This window comes from Ensifer sp. KUDG1, from assembly GCF_050434285.1.
Lineage (GTDB): Bacteria > Pseudomonadota > Alphaproteobacteria > Rhizobiales > Rhizobiaceae > Ensifer.
Map to the genome: position 1 here is coordinate 137,413 of NZ_JBNDIG010000013.1, position 18,782 is coordinate 156,194.

Here is an 18,782-nt window from a genome sequence, read left to right on the forward strand (position 1 = left end):
CACGGCCGACTGGCCGTCGGCCGTGATCGCACGGGCTAGTGCAGGGTGAATTCCCGGGGCTCGCCCGGAAACAGGCTGAGAAGTGCGATGCCCTGTTGCAAGAGCAGTTCGGCGGCTGGCAAGTCGCCGACGACCAGGTCGTCCGCACAGCCGATGATGATGTTGGCGAGGCTGATCGAGTTCTCCGCGAACCGGTCGTCGCCGATCTCGTAGGCCTTTTCGGCCGTTGCCTCGAGCGCTTCTGCTACCAGCGCCATCATGTTCGAGCGTTCATCCAGCGTCATGGCATCCAGTGTCTTGGCGTCGGGAGTCTTGGCAGTTGTCTGCATGATTACCTTCCCTATTGTTCAAGCCGAAATGGCCGCGCCGGCCGAGGCCGGGGGAAAAGTCTACGACTGGGGTGGGTCCAGGAGGGGAGCCGGCGTCGAACGCGGCTTCACCATTAAGATCGTGCGTTGCGGCCGGATATGCAAGGAATGGCACCCATGCGGCCGACGCATGGGTCCGTGGAAGGCGCGCCCAGGACGACACTTTGACGTGAGCCCGCTTGACCGCCGGATGCGCTAGGCGGTGATATGGGGTGGCGTTGCCGGTCATGCCAGGCTCTCGTCGATGGTCAAGCGATCGGCGGCGCATTCCTGGGCAAGAAAGTCGATGAAGGTGCGGACGGAGGGCAGCAGCCCGCGTCTCGAAGGAAAGACGGCGTGCACGACGCCGGACGCGGGGCGCCACTGCGGCAGAACCGGCACCAGCGTGCCAGCTGCCAGGTCCTTCCAGATCATCATCGTCGGCAGTTGCACGATGCCCGCGCCGTCGAGTGCCGCTTCGCGTAGCGCCGCCATGTCGTCGGTCAGGAAGCGCGGCTCGTGGCGGACGACGGCGCGCTCTCCATCGGCGCTTTCCAGCCGCCATTCATAGGTGTGCGTGGCCGAGGTCCAGGCAAGGCTCGGCAATCCCGTCAGCTGCGCGGGCTCGCCAATCGGCGCCTCCAGAAATCCGGGTCTGGCGACGAGATATTGCGAACTGTCGTCAAGCTTGCGCATCACCAGTTCGCTCTTTTCCAGCGGCGGGAACCGGACACGGATCGAAACGTCGAAGCCTTCGGCGATCACGTCCACGCGCCGGTTGGTGCTTTCCAGATGCAGGCCGATCCGGGGATGAGCGGTCATGAACCGGGCAAAGAGCCGGCCGAACTGGAACGAGATCAACGCGGTCGGGCAGCTCACCCGGATGATGCCCTGCGGCTCTCCCTGATGCTGCGCGATAAAGGCATCGGCCGCTTCCGCCTCGATTAACACCGCAACGCAGCGCTGGTAATATTCGCGGCCGATATCGGTAACGAAGAACCGGCGCGGCGAACGCTGGATCAGCCGGACGCCGATCCGGTCTTCCAGGACAGCAATGCGCCGGCTCAGCCGCGATTTCTGCGTACCGGTCGCCCGCGCCGCCGCCGCAAAGCCGCCGTGCTCCACGACTTGGACAAAATAATAGAGGTCGTTCAGGTCTTGCATCGTTCTATTGATAGGACGCTGCGTCGAAATTCACAATCTTTTTGCGGTGAGGGTCCTGCAGTAGCTTACGTTCAATCACAGCGGATCAAGCGGCAACGACGGTCGCTGGCGGTGATGAAAACCAAACGAAGGAAAGGACTTCCGATGACCAAGCCCTACGTACGCCTCAACAAGGATGATGTTGCCGTCCTGCTCGTCGACCATCAGACCGGCCTGTTGTCGCTGGTGCGCGACTTCGACCCGGACAAGTTCAAGAACAACGTCCTGGCGCTCGGTGATCTCGCCAAGTACTTCAAGCTGCCGACGGTTCTGACCACCAGCTTCGAGGACGGTCCGAACGGCCCGCTGGTGCCGGAGTTGAAGGAACAGTTTCCCGACGCGCCCTTCATTGCCCGCCCGGGCCAGATCAACGCCTGGGACAACGAGGACTTCGTCAAGGCCGTAAAGGCCACCGGCAAGAAGCAGTTGCTGATCGCCGGCGTGGTGACCGAGGTCTGCGTGGCGTTCCCGGCGCTTTCGGCGATCGAGGAAGGCTTCGAGGTCTTCGTGGTCACGGATGCGTCCGGCACCTTCAACGAGGTGACCCGCGATTCCGCCTGGTCGCGCATGACCGCCGCTGGCGTTCAGCTGATGACCTGGTTCGGCGTTGCCTGTGAACTGCACCGCGACTGGCGCAACGACATCGAAGGTCTCGGCACGCTGTTTTCGAACCACATCCCGGACTACCGCAACCTCATCACCAGCTACAACACCATGGCGGCACGCAAGTAAGACACGCCAGACGATGAACGACGAAAGCCCCGGCCTGGCATGGCCGGGGCTTTTTGCGTTCTCGTCTTGCCGTAGCCGTTACGCGCGGCTGGCAGCTTGCTGGGCGTCCTGTACGCCCACACGGGCGGCGGGCTTGAGCCGGCCGGTCAGAAGCAGGCTGACGGCGAGGAAGGGCACGAGCACGCCAAGGCCGAAGCGCATGTCGCTGTATTCGGCGATCAGGCCGATCAGGGGCGGCCCAAGCAGGAAGCCAAGCAGTGCGATGAAGGACAGAATGGCGACGCTTGCGGCCGCCGGCCGGTCCTTCTGGTCGGCGGCGGCGGTGACGGCGAAGGGAAAGCCGACCGATACGCCGAAGCCCATGGCGGCAAAGCCGAGAAGCGCTGCCCAGGCGGCGGGGCTTGCCACCACCAGAATGAGCCCGGTAATGCTGGCGATACCGCAGGCGCGCGCCACCGCAACCGGGCCGTAGCTCGCCTTCAGCCGGTCGCCGGCAAAGCGCCCGGCCGCCACCATGAAGGCGAAGATCGAGTAGCCGAAACCGGCGCTGGCGCTGGAAAGCCCGAAGATGTCGCGCAGGAAGACCGCCGACCAGTCGGCGACGGCGCCCTCGGTCATGGTGATGCCGAAGACGAAGAAGCAAACCCCGAGCAATGCCCAGCCCGGCAGCTTGCGCCTGGATGGTGCCGCCTCGGCAGCCGCGGCCTCGCCGGTCTTCAGGAGCGGCAGCTTCCGTGCGAAATAGACGCTGATCGGCAACATGCCGGCAGCCGTCAGCGGCACCGCCCATTCCGGCGCCACATGCAGCGCCGCGAAGCCGACGCCAACCAGGCTGCCGGTCATGATGCCGAGGCTCCAGAAGCCGTGGCAGGTGCTCATGATCAGCTTCCCGGAGTGCTTTTCGATCGCGTCGGCCTCGACGTTGAGGCCGAGTTCGAGCGTCGTCAGCGCCGCGCCGACGATGGCGAGCGCCACGAAGAGCACCTCGATGTTCGGAGCCCATGTCGGCAGCCAGACGAGCGCCAGAAAGACGATGAAGCCGTAGAGGATGGTTGCACGGCCGCCGATCCAGGCGACGAAACGACCGGCAAACGGCAGCGTCAGCAGAATGCCGACGGGCATGCCGAGCAGCGCGATCGCCAGTTCCGCCGGGCCGAGTCCGAGCCTTTGCTGCACGTCGGGAATACGTGGCAGCCAGGCGCCGAAGGCGATCGGTTGCAGGAAGAAGATCAGCATGATGAGCCGTTGATTGGTCATGCGTTTTGTTCCCCGGATAGCGTGTCGCGCGATGCACCCTCGGCAACGGCGGGAGCCGTCGAGCCGATGCGGTATGTGAAGGAATTCTGATATTCTGAAAATTGTTTTCAGAGCTTGTCGCGCAGGGCGGGTCCCGTCAAGGCGGGAAGAGGCCGGCAAGTCGGAAAGCGCAGCCTTTCCGAGCGAATGGCTATGGGTGTTGCGAATGTGTCGCCACCAATCTGCGCATTGGTCTGGTTCGGGTGAAAAAAATGTACATGCCGGGCAGGGCAGGCCCCGACCCGCCGCACCGTTGCGGGGCTTTTGCCCTATCGCAGCAATTTCAGCGATCCCGTCAGCGATTTGACCCACTTTCCGTCGCCGGCAAGGCCGATGCCGTCGATCGTCTCCTGCGAAAGGTCGCGTTCCGGAAATTGGGTCTCGTAGTCCGCATAGCTGTGCAGCGAGCGCGCGAAGGCGGGAAACGGCACGACGACACGGTCGTCGTCTTTCGGCAGCGCCTTCAGGAGCAGCGCGCGGATCGTCGCGCCATCCGCCTGGAGGATCGGCACCGGCCGGTTGGAGCTGATATCGATGGTGTTCTGCCTGCTGTCCGTCAGCTTCCGGTTACCGAGACCGGGCATTGCCGAGCCGATGCCGATGGAGATCGCCGCGATCGTGTTGGCGAGATGGCCGGGTGCCAGTTCGGGATTGACGATGATGGCGAGGCGGGTGTCGTGAAGCACGTGGTCTGTTTCCTCTCTCTATCTCAAGGCGGCTGCCGGACGGGAGAATAGACCGTGTGGCGAGGCAGTTTCTTTCGGATGTTGCGAAGAGCAGAAAGAATGAGGTAGGTTCTACCGCATATACCTCGAACTGAGATAGAAAATGCCCGCGACCCTGACGCCCGCCGATGTAAAGATCCTGAGCGCGCTGCAAAGTGACGGGCGCCTGAGCAACCAGGCGCTTTCGGAGGAGGTGGGCATGTCGACCTCGCCCTGCTGGCGGCGCGTGCGGCAACTGGAGGACGACGGCGTCATCCAGGGTTACATGGCCGTTCTCAATCGGCGGGAAATCGGCCTTGGGGTACTTGCCTTCATCCGTGTGAAGATCGACAGCCATACGGAGGCGGAAGCGGACGCCTTCGCCGAGGAGGTGATGAAGCTCGACAGCGTCGTTGCCTGCTACAGCATCGCCGGCGATGCGGACTTTCTGCTCCAGGTCGTCTCTGCCGACCTCGATTCCTATTCGGATTTTGCCATGAAGGTCGTGCGGCGCCTGCCGTGCATCAAGGAGATGCAGACGACCTTCGTGCTGAAGGAGATCAAGGCCTATGGCGGGCTGCCCCTTCGTGCCTCGGCCGGCCAACGCTGACCCAAGCCGCGGTCAGGAGGCGGACGCCATCAGCGGGTCTTCCCGGACCACCTCCACCAGGAAATCGAGAACGGTGCGCACGCGCAGCGGCACGTTTCTGCGCGAGGGGTAGACGACGCTGATCGGCAGGCGCGCCGGCGGGAATGCCGGCATGACGTTGACCAGGCGGCCGGCCTCGATGTCCGGGCGGGCGAGGATATGGGAGAGGATCGCAAGGCCGTTGCCGGCGAGCACCGCGCGATGCACGGCCACGGCATTGTTGGCGACGAGGCGGGGCGCGATGCGCACGAAAACGTCGTCGGAGCCGTCGGAAAACGCCCACTGGCGGCCGTCGCCGGCGCGGCTGTAGCAGATGCATTCATGCGTCGCGACGTCGTCGGGCATCTTGGGCGCGGGGCGTCGGTCCAGATAGTCGGGTGCCGCCACCAGAAACGCGGTCGTCCAGCCGATCCGCCGGCAGATCAGGCCGCTCTCCGACACCGGGCCCAAGCGCACTTCCAGGTCGATACCCTCTCCGACCAGGTCCGAGGGCTCCTCGCGAAACAGCAGCTCGACCGACAGGCCCGGATGGCGGGCGAGCAGGGCGGCCAGGCGATCGCTGAGATAGAGGCCGAGCGGCGCGGGCACGGTGAGGCGCACGCGGCCCGCCACGAGGCCGGTCTCGCCGCAGGAGGCTTCGGTGAGAGCATCGACCGCCTCGACCACTTTGAGCGCCATCGGGATCATGTGCTCGCCCTCGGCGGTCAGCGCCAGCGCATTCGTCGTCCGGTGCAGAAGCCGCGTGCGCAGATGCTCCTCGAGCGCCGAGACCTGGCGTGACACGGCCGGCTGGGTCAGGCCGAGGTCGTTGGCGGCGGCGGAGAACGAGCCGGTCTCTGCCACCCGCAGGAAGGCTCTGAGCGCAGAAACGATGTCCATCCGGCTTCCCCCAAACGTTTCGACATAAGCCTTATGCACCGAGTTTACGCCGGACGCGCTTTACTGTCCATCAATTAAGGATATCTTGTATCCATAAGGATAACAAGTGTCCTTAATTAGGAGCAAATCTATGACCCAGCGCCTCAACTACGCCCAGCACTCACCCGAGTTTTTCAAGAAAATCTCCGACTTCAGCCTCAGCCTGAAGGACAGCGTCATCGAGCAGGCCATCCGCGATCTCGTCAATCTGCGCGCTTCGCAGATCAATGGCTGCGCGTTCTGCGTCGACATGCATGTGAAAGAGGCGAAGATCCACGGCGAGAGCGAATTGCGCCTCTACCACGTGGCGATCTGGCGGGAATCGAACCTGTTTGCGCCGCGCGAGCGCGCGGCACTCGCCTGGACCGAGGCGCTGACGAAATTGCCCGAGGGCGGTGTACCGGACGAACTCTACGAGCGCGTGCGCGGCCAGCTCTCGGAGAAGGAAATCTCCGATCTGACCTTCTCCATCATGGCCATCAACGCCTGGAACCGCGTCAGCGTCGCCTTCAAGTCCGTGCCCGGCTCGGCCGACAAGCTCTATGGGCTCGACAAAGCCGGGCTCAACTGAGCGCGCTTCAGCAACCGTCATGCAAGGCGGCGCGATGGGCGCCGCCGATGGAGGATCCCATGAAAATCGTCATCATTGGCGGAACCGGCCTCATCGGTTCGAAGACGGTCGAACGCCTGCGCAAGCGTGGACACGAGGTGATCGCCGCCTCGCCGAACACCGGCGTCAACACGATCACGGGCGAGGGGCTCGCCGAAGCGCTCAGCGGCTGCGATGTCGTCGTCGACCTCGCCAACTCCCCTTCGTTCGAGGACAGGGCGGTGCTCGAATTCTTCGAGATGTCCGGCCGCAACCTGCTTGCCGCCGAAAAGGCTGCCGGTGTCAAACACCATATCGCGCTTTCCGTGGTCGGTACCGAGCGGCTGCAGGAGAGCGGCTACTTCCGCGGCAAGCTTGCCCAGGAAAAGCTGATCAAGGCCGGTGGCGTGCCCTTTACGATCGTGCACTCGACCCAGTTCATGGAGTTCCTGAGCGGGATCGCGCAATCGGGAACAGTCGGCGACGTCGTGCGCCTGTCGCCGGCCTATGTGCAGCCGATCGCCTCGGATGATGTGGCCGATGCCATGACCGACGTGGCGCTCGCCGCTCCTGTCAACGGCACGATCGAGATTGCCGGTCCCGAACGCTCGCGCCTCAGCGATCTCGTCGCCCGCTACCTCAAGGCGACGGGCGACAATCGCAAGGTCGAGCCCGACCGGGAGGCGCGTTATTTCGGTGCTCTGCTCGAGGACGGCTCGCTTGTTTCCGACAACCATCCCCGCCTCGGCCGCATCACCTTCGAAGAGTGGTTCGCAACGGCGCCCCGCAAGTAACCGAACCGGAGGTGCGCGTCGCGCGTCTCCCTCATCTGAAAAGATTTTCGACATGATCAAGTCTCTCCTCGCCGCTCTTGCCGTTACCGCAACCCTGTTCGGCACCGCCGTCGCCGGTGATGCTGCCAAGGTGACGCTCGTCTATGAGCATGAATTGCCGAACGTTCCGGGCAAGAGCATCAAGGGTGTCCTGGTGGAATACGGGCCTGGCGGCTCGTCCGAGGCGCATACCCATGCGAGCACGGCGTTCATCTATGCGACCGTGCTCGAAGGCTCGATCCTCAGCCAGGTCAATGACGGCCCGGTGAAGGAATACAAGGCCGGTGAGAGCTTCTCCGAAATGCCGGGTGACCGTCACGGCGTCAGCGCCAACGGCAGCAAGACCGCGCCGGCCAAGCTGCTGGCCGTCTTCGTCGTCGACACCGCCGAAAAAGAACTGACGTTTCCGGTGACGAAGTAACGTGATGCCAAGGGCCGGGTGCCAATCGTGCGCCCGGTCCTTCTTTCGGCCCAATTGTTGGAGCCTGCCATGTTCGCCGAGCACTTGCCCTTGCCGCTCATCCTGATCAACCTTCTCGGGGCTGCCGGCATCGTCGTCTGGCTTCTGCAGGGTCGCCGTCGTCCGATGGCGCGGCTGATCGTTCAGATCCTGTTCTTCTCCATCATGACCGCGGTTCTCCTCCTTGCCGGGATCATGCCGCATCGCGGCGACGACCAGCATCTGCAAGGCGCAGCGGCGTTCCTCGCGACCTCGGCGCGCGTGCTTTGGTGGACACACCTCGCCTGGTCGCTCGTCGGCTTCGTTCGCCTCTACATCGTTCTTGACCGGCGGCCGCAGGAAGCCCGCCTGCTGCAGGATCTCATCGTCGCTGCCGTCTATCTCGGCGTGGCGCTGTCGATCCTGGGGTTCGTCTTCAAAGCGCCGATCGGCACGCTCGTCGCCACGTCAGGCGTCGTCGCCATCATCTTCGGGCTTGCGCTTCAGAACACGCTCGGCGACGTCTTTTCCGGGATTGCCCTGACCCTGGGGCGGCCGTTCGCCATCGGCGATTGGGTGGCGCTCGGCGACGGAACCGAGGGGCGGGTCATCGAAAACAACTGGCGCTCCACCTTCCTGCTCACCAGCGCCCACAATGTCGTCGTCCTGCCGAACAGCGCACTCGCCAAGGTCGGGCTCACCAACTTCAGCCGCCCTGACGAAACCCATCAGATCTCGCTGCCGATCCGCATTTCGGCGGATCACCCGCCCGGCCGGACCGAAGAGGTTCTGCGGACCGCCTTGCAGGCATGCACCCGTATCGTGCACGATCCGCCGCCGGCCGTGGCCCTCAAGGCAATCGACGCCGTGGCGATCGAGATCGAACTGCAGTTTCGCGTCGGAAGCCCGGCGGAAAGGACGCCCGCGCGAAACGAGGTGATCGCACGCGTCCATGAGCAATGCCGGCAAGATGGCCTGTTGCTCGCGCTGCCGGCGTATCTCTACGTCTCGCCGGCTGAAACCACGGCAGGGCGCCGCTCATCCGGCGCGCTCTAGCACCCAGGCGAAGCTTCGCTTCCAGAGATCGGCGGGGAGTTCCTTCGAAAGCGTCTCGATCAGATCGGACAGGCGCACGCTTCGCAGTTTGTCGCGCCAGGCCTCATCCGCTTCCCACATGATACGCGCCACGGCGCAGGGCGTCTCTTCGCAGTAACCAGGCGCGCGGCAGGGATTGTTGGCCCGGATGTTGGTGCAGACAAAGGTGCGCGTCCTGCCTTCGACCGCCTCGACGATTTCGAGGAAGGTCAGTTCCGCTGGCGCTTTTGCCAGCCGGTAGCCTCCAGAAGGGCCGAGGGTCGTGTGGACGAGGCCGGCCTGTGACAGGCTTTGCAGCGCCTTCGACAGATACTCCTTCGGAAGTCCGTGGAATTCGGCCAGCGCCTTGGTCGATAGGTAGCGGCCCTCGGGCAGGCCGGCGAGAATGGCGCAACAGTGCAACGCCCATTCGACTTGGCTCTTAAGGATCATACGCTCTAACGATCATTTTTCGTCCGGCAGATGCCGTCCGCATCTATTAAGGACAAAAAATATCCCTATTTTTTCCCTGTGTAAACAGCGCCGTCGTGTGCAACAGGAGGGGTCATGGTCGTTGTGGTCGGTTTTCTGCTTGTTCTCAGCATCCTGTTGCCGCTTGCCTTTATCTGGCGACTGTGGCGGCTGAATGAACCGACACGGCTTGGCTGGCTGCTGGCGCTTGCAGAGACCGTCGTGCTGCTCACCCTGATCGGGCTCCTCAACCGTTGGGACATTGCCGGCTTCTGGACCCGGGCGGCGCTTGCCGCGCTGGCGGTCGCGGCGGCTCTGGTCTCGTTGCCCCGGCATTGGCGCCGGCCCTGGCTGTCGCCGGATCGTGGCGCCTTAGCGCGCAGCCTGGTGCCGACCGTAACCTCTCTCGTCGTCTTCGGTGCAGCACTCGCCTATGTCTCCTGGGGCATCGGTGCACGGCACGATCCGCGCGCGCTGACCTTTCCGCTGACCGGCGGTCGCTTCGTCGTCGCGCAGGGCGGTGGCATCGGCGTGCTCAATCATCACAGCGATCACCCGGCGCAACGCCACGCCCTCGACATCACGGCGATCGGCGACGCCGGCTTCCGGGCGTTCGGATTGCTGCCCAGGGATCCCGCCGACTACGCCATCTTCGGCAAGACCGTCGTCAGCCCCTGCGAGGGGGAGGTCGTTGCGGCCGTCGACGGTCTTCCCGACCTGCCGCCGCCCGAGGCGGACCGGGACAACCCGGCCGGAAACCACGTGATCGTCGCCTGCGACGGCATACGGGTGGAACTGGCGCATCTGCGCGAGGGGAGCGTGACCGCCACGGTCGGGGCGCGGGTTCTCGCCGGCGATCCCATCGGCGCCGTCGGCAACTCCGGCAACAGCACGGAGCCGCATCTGCATATTCATGCCGTCGACGCAGGATCCGGAAAGGCGGTTCAGCTGTCCTTCGACGGGCGTGTTCCTTCACGCAACGCGCAATTTTCCAGGTGAAAACCGATACGCGGTTGAGCGGGCTGTGCTTTACACGCTCGATCTGAATGGCCAAAGATAGGCCGCTTAGGGGAGGAGCTCGTTCATGGACATCAACACCATGGCTGCCTTTGCGGCCGTCACCTTCATCGCCGTCGTGACACCCGGTCCGGACGTGATCCTGGCGATGGCCAACGGGTCTCGCTTCGGCATGAAAAAGGCGGTTGCCGGCATGGTCGGCGTGCTCCTTTCCGACTTCTTCCTGATCGCGGCCGTCGCAGCCGGCCTCGGCGCCATCCTCGCCGCCTCGGAATTCTGGTTCTCGGTCGTCAAATATGTGGGCGCCGGCTATCTCGCCTGGCTCGGCTACAAGATGCTTCGGCCCGGCCGAACCGAAAAAGCCGAAGGACAGAGCACGGAAAGCGCCGATCTCGTTCGCTCGGAATCCGCGCTTGCGATCTGCCGCCACAGCATGATCGTGGCCATCACCAACCCGAAGGCCTACCTGTTCTTCTCCGCGCTGCTGCCGCAGTTCATCAACCCGGCCGCGCCGCAACTGCCGCAGTTCCTGGCGCTTACGGCTGTGTTCACCGTCGTCGAGTTTGCCGTCATGTTCGGCTACGCCCTTGTCGGCTTCAAGACGACGCAATTTGCCGCCTCGTCGATGCGGCGCTGGATGGAAAGAGGCTGTGGCGGCGCCTTGCTCGTCTCAGCCGCCTCGCTTGCGCTGGTAAAGCGCGTCAACGGATAGGCGGCGGGGCGCGATACCGGCGCGACCGGCCGATGGTTCGCTTCACTGACGCGGAAATATCAGGAGCCGGTGGGCCGCCGCGTCGCCGCACTGCTTCTGGATGGGCTTAGCGTTAGAAGCGTCGTCGCCGTTTCTATGGGCGCAATCGGGCCCGCAGCAAACTGCGGCATGCCCGACGAATCTTCCGACCAGACGCTGTTTCTGCCGGCGGCCTTGGCGGCATAAAGCGCGGCGTCGGCGGCGGAAATGATCGCGTGCACATCCTCGTGCCGGTCGGCAAAGGCAATGCCGATGCTGACCGTTGCCGACAGCACGCCCTTGGCCGTGCTCATCCGGCGTGCCTCGAGCGAGGTGCGAATGCTGTCGGCAATGGCGATCGCGTCGGCGCGATCCGCCTGCGGCAGGCAGGCGGCGAATTCTTCCCCGCCGATGCGCGCGATCACGGCGCTGCGCGGCACGGCCTTCGAGAGGATCCCGGCAAATTCCACGAGCACCTGGTCGCCCACCGTATGGCCGAAGCGATCGTTGATCGCTTTGAAGTGATCGATGTCGAGATAGAGCAGCGCTCCCCTGACCGGTTGCGTGGCGAGATGGCTCTCCAGCTGCGCAAGGAACGAGCGGCGGTTCGGCACGCCCGTCAGTGCGTCTGTTTCCGAGGCGAGCTTGTAGCGTTGCTGCGTTCGTTCCTTGACCAGCGCGAAGAACGCAAAGCCTCCGGCGAGGCTGTGAAGAAACAGCTCGAAGGTCAGCAACTGGTACCAGAGCGGCTGCGCCGTTCCCGCCGCCGTATTGCCGGCGAGCGGCCAGATCAGGATCAGCGGAATGCGGGAGAGGTAGAGCAGGCCGTGGGTGGCGAAGACGAAGGCGACGATGTAGGAGCTGGGGAGCTTGCGGAAATTTTCCGACCGGAAGATCTCGTGCGCGATCAGTGCCGAATAGGCGAAGATCAGCAAGGAATAGAGCACGATCCGGCTGGTGACGCTCTGGCGAACATAGTCTGAAGAGTAGGTGACGACGATCCACAGGATCGGCCCGATGAGCGCGGAGGCGATCTTGAGCGGCTGATTGTCAAAGGCGCGCAGGCCAAGCCAGATCATCGCCAGCCCTAGCACTGCGAGCGCATTGCCGAGCGAGATGGTGATGAAGTTGTAGCCGTCGCCGCGCAGCGTCAACAGGACGAAGCCAAGCGCGCCGATGGCGAAGGCCGAGGACCACAGAAGCAGTTCGAGGCTTTTGCGCTCCTGTCGCCAGGCAAGTCCGAAGAAAGCGGCGAAGATCACCAGTGTCGCGAACGAACTGAGCATGATCGTCGGGGTATGCAGGATGTCCACCATCGTCTCCTGATGTTCGCGCGAAACCATGCCCGACAAGCGTAAAGCTTTCGCAAATGACGGCGCGGGGCGACGTGCCGCGGCTTCGGGCAATCTGTGCCAAAACGGCGGTCGCATAGGCAGGAAACGGGTTGAATTCGGCGGCGTCCTGCACGATTTCTAGGGAGAGGCGTACAAGTGGAGGCAAGGCCGATGGGCCAGGCGATGCATCGTTATTTCATCTTTGAGACCGCAGCCGGGTTCTGCGGCATCGCCTGGAACGATGTCGGCATCACGCGCTTTCAATTGCCGACCAGCACGCGAGATGCGACCGAACGGCTGTTGCTACGGCGGCTGCCTTCCGGCGAGGCATCGGAGCCGACGCCTGAAATAGAGGCGGCGGTGGAAGCCGTGCAGCGTTACTTCGAAGGCAGGGAGGTCGATTTCTCCGGCTTTGCGGTGGACCTGCAAGGTCAGGACGAGTTCTTCCTGCGTATCTACGCGGCCGCGCGTGCGCTGCGCTGGGGCCAGACCACCACCTATGGCGCCCTCGCCAAGGAATTGGGCGTCGGGCCGGAAGCCGCGCGCGACGTCGGCCAGGCCATGGCCAAGAACCCGGTGTCACTGATCATTCCCTGTCACCGCGTTCTGGCGGCCGGTGGCAAGATCGGCGGGTTTTCAGCGCCCGGCGGGTCGACCACCAAGACGCGCATGCTCGAACTGGAAGGCGTCCACCTGGAAGCGCAACAGCCAAAACCCGCACAGCAGTCCTTTGGCTTCTAGGTAAACTCTTTCAAGCGGGTGCCGCGTGAAGAAGCTTCACGCGACAGGCTTTAAGCTCTTGTTTTTATGGCGTTGTCGCAAATCGTTGCGCGGCATGCTTTAGCCTTTGGACCGCTGCGCGGCCTCGCGTTCGTAGACCGCGAGGAAGGCCTTGCCCATCAGTGACTTCTCGTTCTCGATACTCTTTCGCAGGACGGCTGCGCGGGTTGCCTGAATGGCCCGGTCGCCGGGTGCGGCTGCACTGGCGAATTCTATGAGCTGCACCGCGAGGCGGAAACGCCCTTCCTCCGATAGGCGCGCGGCCCGTTCTGCAAGCTTTTCGGCGCCGCCGGCAAGAGCGGCCAGTTCCGATGCGAGATCGGCGGTCCGCGGCGGCTTGAGGTGGGCCGCGTCGCCATCGAACCAGCCGGCATAGAAGTGATAAATGCCGCGGACGAGGAATTCCGGGTCGTCGTATTTGGCTGCCAGATAAGGCTTGGCCAGATATGCATCCGGCACCTTTACCGCATGCAGGACTTCGTCGAGTGTCGCGCCCCTGTTGAGGAGCGCGAGCGTTTCGCGCACGAGATGCTCGAGCGCCTCTGCCCCGTCGCGCAGCATCTCGGCCGCGCGCTCTTTGCCAAAGACGACCGGACCGTGACCGGGAATGAGGACCGCCGGGGCGAGCGCCTCCATCCGCCGGAGTGCCGTCGCCCAATCGGCAGCATAACGCTGCACCTTGCGCGGATTGCCGGCGTTCGGAAACACCCAGATGACGAAATCGCCGCTCGCAAGGACGCGCCGTTCCGGCAGCCAGACGAATGTTGCGTCGTCCGTCTCGCCCCTGCCGTGAAAGAGTTCGATCCGCTCGCCGCCTACGGAGAGCGACAGGGTGTCGTCAAAGACCACGTCCGGTCGCCGCTGGCCGATCGGATAGACGTAGCCCGGATTGTTGAACTGCTGGCTCTGCGCGATGCTGTTGTAGCCATGCGAGGCTTCGTAGCGCTCCATCCGCCGCTTCACGTTGCGGTGGGCGACGATCCGCGGCCGCGCCAGCCCGCGGGCATCCGCTTCCCGGTCGATATCCGTGATCCCGCTGGTATGGTCGATATGGCCATGGGTGAATATGACGGTGTGTATGGGGCTGTCGTCCCACGATCGTATGACGTCGAGGGTCTGCTTTGCCGTTTCCGGCTTCGCGGTATCGATCAGGACCAGGCCTTCGCGCGTGCGGATGGCCGTCACGCTGCCGCAGAAATAGGTCGTATGGACGGTGATGATATCGTCGGCGACGTGCGTGATGGCGCCATGCGAGACCGCGGCGGTCCATTCTTCCATCGGAGCCGTGCCGTCCCAAAGACGCTCGAACAACGGGTCGTGTCTCATGATCTTTCTGTCCTTGCAGCAATCGCAGACAGCTTTAGCACCGCCGGCCGTAGTTGGAAGCCGGCACGTGCGGTCTTGTGGGCATGTTTCAGGCTTCGGGCTCCATCACCGGAGGCGCCCGCTCACTGAAGGAGCTTGAACAGCTTTCCCAAGGTGCTCTTGTCCTGTGCCGGTTGCTCGGCTTCTGCGGCGGGTTGCTGCTCAGGCTGCGGCGTTTCCGGCGATGGCTGTTCCGCAGCCGTGTCGGGCGGATTTTGCCCTTCGACAGGCGGTGCCGCCTCGGGCTCGGCGCTGCCACCGCCGATGATCTGCTCGATGGAGAGTTCTCGGCCTTCATCCTTCGGCTGTTTGCCGATCGCGCCACCGAGGATATCGCGGAGCTTTCCTCCCTTGCCTTCCCCGGACAGGAGCTCGTCGAGCCCCAGCTTGCCGGTCGGCAATCCGAGCTTCTTCAAGGTCGAAAGCGCGGCATCGGGGTTTTTCAGAAGGCCCGATAGGTCGGGATAGATACGCGGAGCGGCAAACGAGCCTTCGATGATGACGGGCACGCCGATGCCTTCTGTCGCGATATCGGCGCCCTGGCCCTGCAAGGATGCGACCACGCGTGGATCGAGCCGGAAGTTCAACTGGTCCTCCGGCAGGTTTGCCTCGCCCTTGCCGCTCATCCGCACGAGCGGGCCGACGAGCTTGATGTCGTCGGTGCGGGCAACGCCGTTCTCGATCGCAAAGGACGCCCCGAGCTCGGTAAAGCCGGTCGCCTTGTTGTCGTTCTGCTTGAAGCCGGACGACATCAGGCCGACAAGATTGTTGTAGACGTCGGCGACGTCGATACCGCGAATGGCGCCGTCGGAGAAACGCACCTGCGCCGTGCCCTTGAGCGCTCGCTTGAGCGCGCCCGTCGTGCCGCCGGCGCCTGCAATGTCGAACGTCGTCTGCAGCGCGCCTTCAAGGTGCTTGAAGTTCGCAAGGTCGGTCAGCAGCGGTGCGGCCGAAGCGCCGGAAATCGAGGCCTTGACCGCGATCGACGGCTCCGTGCCGGAGCCATCTGCGGTGAGGCTTGCGGCCACCTGGCCGCCATAGAAGGGGCTTTCGGGAATGTCGAGGTTTGCAATGCCCTCGGAGATCCTCAGGGAGGTTGCGACCGGCCCGGCGACGACGCGGCCGTAACCGAGCTTCTCGGCATCGACCTTGATGGAGGCATCGATCGTGCGAAGCGCGGACAGATCCAGCGGCGCATCCGGGGCAGGGCCTCCGCCCGCTTTGCCCTTGGCCTTTGCCTGCGGCGCTGCCGACGGTGCGCCGGCGAGTCGCGCGAGGTCCAGTTCCTTGAAATGGAGCGCGCTTGAAATTTTGAGCGGGGTACCAAGTTCGACCGCGCCGTTGCCGCTTCCCTCGACCCCGTTGACCGAGAGCGTGGCCTTCTGGAACGCGACGCCGGCAGCGCTTGCCTGCACGTCGCCGTTGAAGGCGAATTGCCTAATGCCGCCCGCGTCGGCCTGGCCGATCCAGGCAAGAAGTGCTTGCAGGTCTGCGGCCGCGAAGTTCACCTTGCCGGCGTAGTTGCCTGCAAGCGCCGCCTTGCCGTCCAGCGCAAGCGTCGCTTCTTTCGTGCGCACATCGAGCTTCAGAGGGATGTCACCCGCGCGGGCGTTGGCATCCATCAGCAGGTCGCGGACCGGCAGCGTGAGGTCGATCTCGGCCGGTTTGCCGCGCCAGACGAGGCTGCCCGCAAGGCGCATCGGCTTGGCCAGGCCCTCGATCTTGAGGGCGAGCTTCTTTGCCTTCACCTCGGCCATCGTCGGATCGGCGATGCCGGGAATGACGATGGTCGCGTCGCGCAGGCTTGCGCCGCCGGTCACGTTGATCGTCTTGCGCACGGAGCTTGCGCTCAGTCCGCGGAACGCGAAGGCCGTGTCCATCGTCACGGTCCCCGTCAGCGGCACCGCTTGGCCGGCCAGAGCCGCGAGTTTGGAAACGTCGAGCCCGTTGCTGACGACGCGGCCCTGGAAAATCGGCTCGGCGGCGCTGACGTCGGCGGCGAGATCGGCGGCAACACTGCCGGCGTCGATGCCGAGATGCTCGAGCCGCCCGTACAATTGTCCGTCCTTGACCGTCGCCGTCAGCGTGACGTCGGATGCGGAAATGTCGCCGACGGCAAGGGCGCCGACATTGACGCTGATATCGGCGTCAAAGCCGGCCAGCGCCTGCAGGCCCGCTGCCGCCTTGGCCTTGTCCGTCCGGCCTGCCGGTTCCTGGTGCTGCGAGGAGGATGCGGCGGTCTCGCCGCCCTCGAGGAACGCGCTCAGGTCCAGCCGTTCGGCATTGAGGTCGGCGAGGAACCGCGGGCGGCTGCCCGGCACGAACAGCGCGTCGAGTCCGAGCGCTTCGTCGCCGATCGTAAGCTTGCCGCCGCGGATCTGGTAACCGCCATTGGCATTCAGCGCCACCTGGCCGCTGGCGGTCAGTTCGGTGAGCCCGGCCGCGAGCTGAGGCTCGGCTTGCAGAGAGAGGCTGAGTTCGGCGGGCTTGTGCTCGAGCAACGGACGCAATGGCGATACGGCAAGCGTCACCTCGTAGCGCCGGCCCTCGACACCGGCGCCGGCCGAGAGCGACAATTCGCCATCGATATCCGGAACGGCGAGCGTAAGGTCGAGATCCTTGACGACGTCGACCGAACCGCCGGCGTCCTCCTGCCGCAGCGTTCCCTCGCTGATCGAGATCTTGTCGATGGCGCTTTTTTCGAGGAAGGCGACGAGGGCGGCGAGCGGATCGCGTGTTTCGCCCGTGCTCGCCTGTCCCGCCTCGGCCCCCCCGTCCTGGGCAGCCGCGGTGGCCTCCGCCTTCGGCCGCAGCGCGACGACAGGGCGCACGAGCCTTACTTCCCTAACGTGCAGGCGCTCGGACCAGAGCGAGGAAAGCGTCACCGAGCCCGCGACTTCGCCAATCTCTGCGGTCATGCCGTCCGCATCGAGCGAGACGTTTTCGGCCACCACCGCCAGGTGAGGGACGACGGAAAGCCTGACCGGGCCGTTGAGCGCGATCGCGCTGCCGGTCGCGTTTGAGAGTTGCCGCCCCAGTTCGGCGCGCATCCAGTCGCTCGAAACGAAGCTGGGCAGGATCATGACTGAAACGACAGCGAGGACGCCGAACGCCAGCAGGCAAAGAAAGAAACGCCGCATGTTTCCCCTCGTTGCGAAAGCGATTGATTCGGTATCGTTTTCCAGCGCGCGCCGTTTTGCAACTCCCGGGGCGATCCGGCCTCTCTCTAGGGTTGCGCTATCGCGCGACGACACCCTTTTCGGCGGCGGGTGAACCGCTCATTTCGGCGGCCTTCCTCTCGGCCACGGCGGCCGAAGCGACAACCGCACGCGGACGGTGCACGAGCGTGACGAGCACGAAGGACAGGATCATCAGCAGATACCAGGCGCCGAGCTTTTGCACGGAGACCAGCGTCCAGCCGGCATGCTGCGAGGGATAGATCCAGGCCCGCGACCATGTGCCGATGTTTTCGGCGAACCAGATGAAGAGGGCGACCAGCAGGAAGCCGAGAAGCAGCGGCATGCGGTGGCGAAAGCGAAAGACGCGATAGTGCACCGTGGTGCGAAGGAAGAGGATAGCGGTCAACCCGAAGAGCGCGTAGCGCAGGTCGATGATGTAGTGGTGGCTGAAGAAGTTGACGTAGATGGCAAAAGCCAAGAGCAGGGTGGCAAGGAGCGGCGGGTAGTTGCTGTAGCGCATGTCGAGAATGCGGGTCACGCGCGCCAGGTAGGAGCCGACCGCGGCATACATGAAGCCCGAAAACAAAGGCACGCCGCCGATGCGAAAGAAGCTCGGCTCCGGATAGATCCAGGAGCCGACGGAGGTCTTGAAGATTTCCATCAGCGTGCCGACGACGTGGAAGATCAGGATGACCTTGGCCTCGGCCATCGTCTCGAGCTTGAAGACGAGCAGCGAGACCTGGATGGCGATGGCGCTCAGGAACAGGAAGTCGTAGCGGGCGAGACCACTGCCTTCGGGCCAGTAGAATTTCGTTGCCAGCATCAGGGCCAGCATGGCGCCGCCGAAGAGGCAGGCGAAGGCCTGCTTGATGCCGAACACCAGAAATTCGGTCAGGCCGCCAAGGAGGCCGCTCGCCGGAAGCCGGTCGAGCACGCCATGGGCCGCAGCGTCGATGCGCGCCTCAAGGCTCGTAAACCGCCTCTCCTCGGGCTTTCCAACCATCCGCATAGCCTCCCGTTGCCGTCGCTCGTGCGATGGCCTGACAATGCGGTTGAATTGTGGATGGGTGGAAACCGGGCCGTGTGGGGCCGCCGCGTCCGTCACCGCCCGCAGGCGGCAGG

At 64.3% G+C, this 18,782-nt stretch carries 19 protein-coding genes; 9 read left to right on the forward strand and 10 right to left on the reverse strand.

The window, feature by feature from the left end:
* Positions 1-35 precede the first annotated feature (35 nt).
* Together M2267_RS27215 and M2267_RS27220 are read right to left on the reverse strand one after the other, a co-directional pair.
* Positions 36-329 carry a hypothetical protein gene (locus M2267_RS27215; RefSeq protein ID WP_034787562.1) on the reverse strand — a complete coding sequence of 98 codons (294 nt, stop codon included), beginning with the start codon at positions 327-329 and terminating at the stop codon, positions 36-38.
* Positions 330-593: 264 nt separating this feature from the next.
* A complete protein-coding gene (locus M2267_RS27220) occupies positions 594-1,511 on the reverse strand; it encodes a LysR substrate-binding domain-containing protein (RefSeq protein ID WP_429118949.1) in 918 nt (305 codons plus the stop codon).
* Positions 1,512-1,655: 144 nt separating this feature from the next.
* On the opposite strand from M2267_RS27220, the gene ycaC reads away from it, so the two are divergent.
* Entirely contained in the window at positions 1,656-2,282 is a 627-nt protein-coding gene (gene ycaC / locus M2267_RS27225; RefSeq protein ID WP_429118950.1) for an isochorismate family cysteine hydrolase YcaC, read from the forward strand.
* 78 nt (positions 2,283-2,360) lie between these two features.
* Here the strand turns inward: ycaC and M2267_RS27230 are convergent, their stop codons facing one another.
* Both M2267_RS27230 and M2267_RS27235 read right to left on the reverse strand, forming a co-directional pair.
* Entirely contained in the window at positions 2,361-3,539 is a 1,179-nt protein-coding gene (locus M2267_RS27230; RefSeq protein ID WP_429118951.1) for an MFS transporter, read from the reverse strand.
* A gap of 308 nt (positions 3,540-3,847) precedes the next feature.
* Positions 3,848-4,264, reverse strand: a complete 417-nt coding sequence (locus tag M2267_RS27235; protein WP_429118952.1) for a DUF2000 domain-containing protein — start codon at positions 4,262-4,264, stop codon at positions 3,848-3,850.
* Between the two features lie 142 nt (positions 4,265-4,406).
* Here M2267_RS27235 and M2267_RS27240 point away from each other — a divergent pair, with 142 nt between their 5' ends.
* Positions 4,407-4,892, forward strand: coding sequence for an Lrp/AsnC family transcriptional regulator (locus M2267_RS27240; RefSeq protein ID WP_429118953.1), 486 nt, complete (start codon positions 4,407-4,409; stop codon positions 4,890-4,892).
* Positions 4,893-4,904: 12 nt separating this feature from the next.
* Here M2267_RS27240 and M2267_RS27245 read toward each other — a convergent pair whose 3' ends face one another.
* Complete coding sequence (locus M2267_RS27245; protein WP_429118954.1) at positions 4,905-5,810, reverse strand: LysR family transcriptional regulator; 906 nt, start codon at positions 5,808-5,810, stop codon at positions 4,905-4,907.
* Between the two features lie 130 nt (positions 5,811-5,940).
* On the opposite strand from M2267_RS27245, the gene M2267_RS27250 reads away from it, so the two are divergent.
* The 4 genes from M2267_RS27250 (at position 5,941) to M2267_RS27265 (ending at position 8,766) form a co-directional block, all read left to right on the forward strand.
* Positions 5,941-6,420, forward strand: coding sequence for a carboxymuconolactone decarboxylase family protein (locus tag M2267_RS27250; protein ID WP_429118956.1), 480 nt, complete (start codon positions 5,941-5,943; stop codon positions 6,418-6,420).
* Positions 6,421-6,479: 59 nt separating this feature from the next.
* A complete protein-coding gene (locus tag M2267_RS27255; protein ID WP_429118958.1) occupies positions 6,480-7,232 on the forward strand; it encodes an SDR family oxidoreductase in 753 nt (250 codons plus the stop codon).
* Positions 7,233-7,284: 52 nt separating this feature from the next.
* Positions 7,285-7,692 carry a cupin domain-containing protein gene (locus tag M2267_RS27260; RefSeq protein WP_429118959.1) on the forward strand — a complete coding sequence of 136 codons (408 nt, stop codon included), beginning with the start codon at positions 7,285-7,287 and terminating at the stop codon, positions 7,690-7,692.
* Between the two features lie 69 nt (positions 7,693-7,761).
* On the forward strand, positions 7,762-8,766 hold the full coding sequence (locus M2267_RS27265) for a mechanosensitive ion channel family protein (protein WP_429118961.1): 1,005 nt from the start codon (positions 7,762-7,764) through the stop codon (positions 8,764-8,766).
* Here the strand turns inward: M2267_RS27265 and M2267_RS27270 are convergent.
* Positions 8,749-9,237, reverse strand: a complete 489-nt coding sequence (locus tag M2267_RS27270) for an RrF2 family transcriptional regulator (RefSeq protein ID WP_043623437.1) — start codon at positions 9,235-9,237, stop codon at positions 8,749-8,751. The genes M2267_RS27265 and M2267_RS27270 overlap by 18 nt on opposite strands.
* 114 nt (positions 9,238-9,351) lie before the next feature.
* Between M2267_RS27270 and M2267_RS27275 the strand changes: the two genes are divergently transcribed.
* Positions 9,352-10,254 (forward strand): M23 family metallopeptidase, encoded by a 903-nt coding sequence (locus M2267_RS27275; protein ID WP_429118963.1) that lies wholly within the window; start codon positions 9,352-9,354, stop codon positions 10,252-10,254.
* 85 nt (positions 10,255-10,339) lie between these two features.
* Positions 10,340-10,984 (forward strand): LysE family translocator, encoded by a 645-nt coding sequence (locus tag M2267_RS27280; protein ID WP_429118965.1) that lies wholly within the window; start codon positions 10,340-10,342, stop codon positions 10,982-10,984.
* 59 nt (positions 10,985-11,043) lie between these two features.
* Here the strand turns inward: M2267_RS27280 and M2267_RS27285 are convergent, their stop codons facing one another.
* A complete protein-coding gene (locus M2267_RS27285) occupies positions 11,044-12,315 on the reverse strand; it encodes a GGDEF domain-containing protein (protein ID WP_429118967.1) in 1,272 nt (423 codons plus the stop codon).
* 192 nt (positions 12,316-12,507) lie between these two features.
* Between M2267_RS27285 and M2267_RS27290 the strand changes: the two genes are divergently transcribed.
* A complete protein-coding gene (locus M2267_RS27290) occupies positions 12,508-13,077 on the forward strand; it encodes a methylated-DNA--[protein]-cysteine S-methyltransferase (protein ID WP_429118969.1) in 570 nt (189 codons plus the stop codon).
* 99 nt (positions 13,078-13,176) lie between these two features.
* Here the strand turns inward: M2267_RS27290 and M2267_RS27295 are convergent, their stop codons facing one another.
* From M2267_RS27295 to M2267_RS27305, 3 genes are all read right to left on the reverse strand, one after another.
* Positions 13,177-14,442, reverse strand: a complete 1,266-nt coding sequence (locus tag M2267_RS27295; RefSeq protein WP_429118970.1) for an alkyl sulfatase dimerization domain-containing protein — start codon at positions 14,440-14,442, stop codon at positions 13,177-13,179.
* A gap of 122 nt (positions 14,443-14,564) precedes the next feature.
* The gene (locus M2267_RS27300; protein WP_429118971.1) at positions 14,565-17,621 is read right to left on the reverse strand and encodes an AsmA family protein; all 3,057 of its coding nucleotides are present in this window, start codon (positions 17,619-17,621) and stop codon (positions 14,565-14,567) included.
* A 97-nt stretch (positions 17,622-17,718) separates the two neighbouring features.
* Positions 17,719-18,663 (reverse strand): DUF817 domain-containing protein, encoded by a 945-nt coding sequence (locus M2267_RS27305; protein ID WP_429118972.1) that lies wholly within the window; start codon positions 18,661-18,663, stop codon positions 17,719-17,721.
* Positions 18,664-18,782 lie beyond the last annotated feature (119 nt).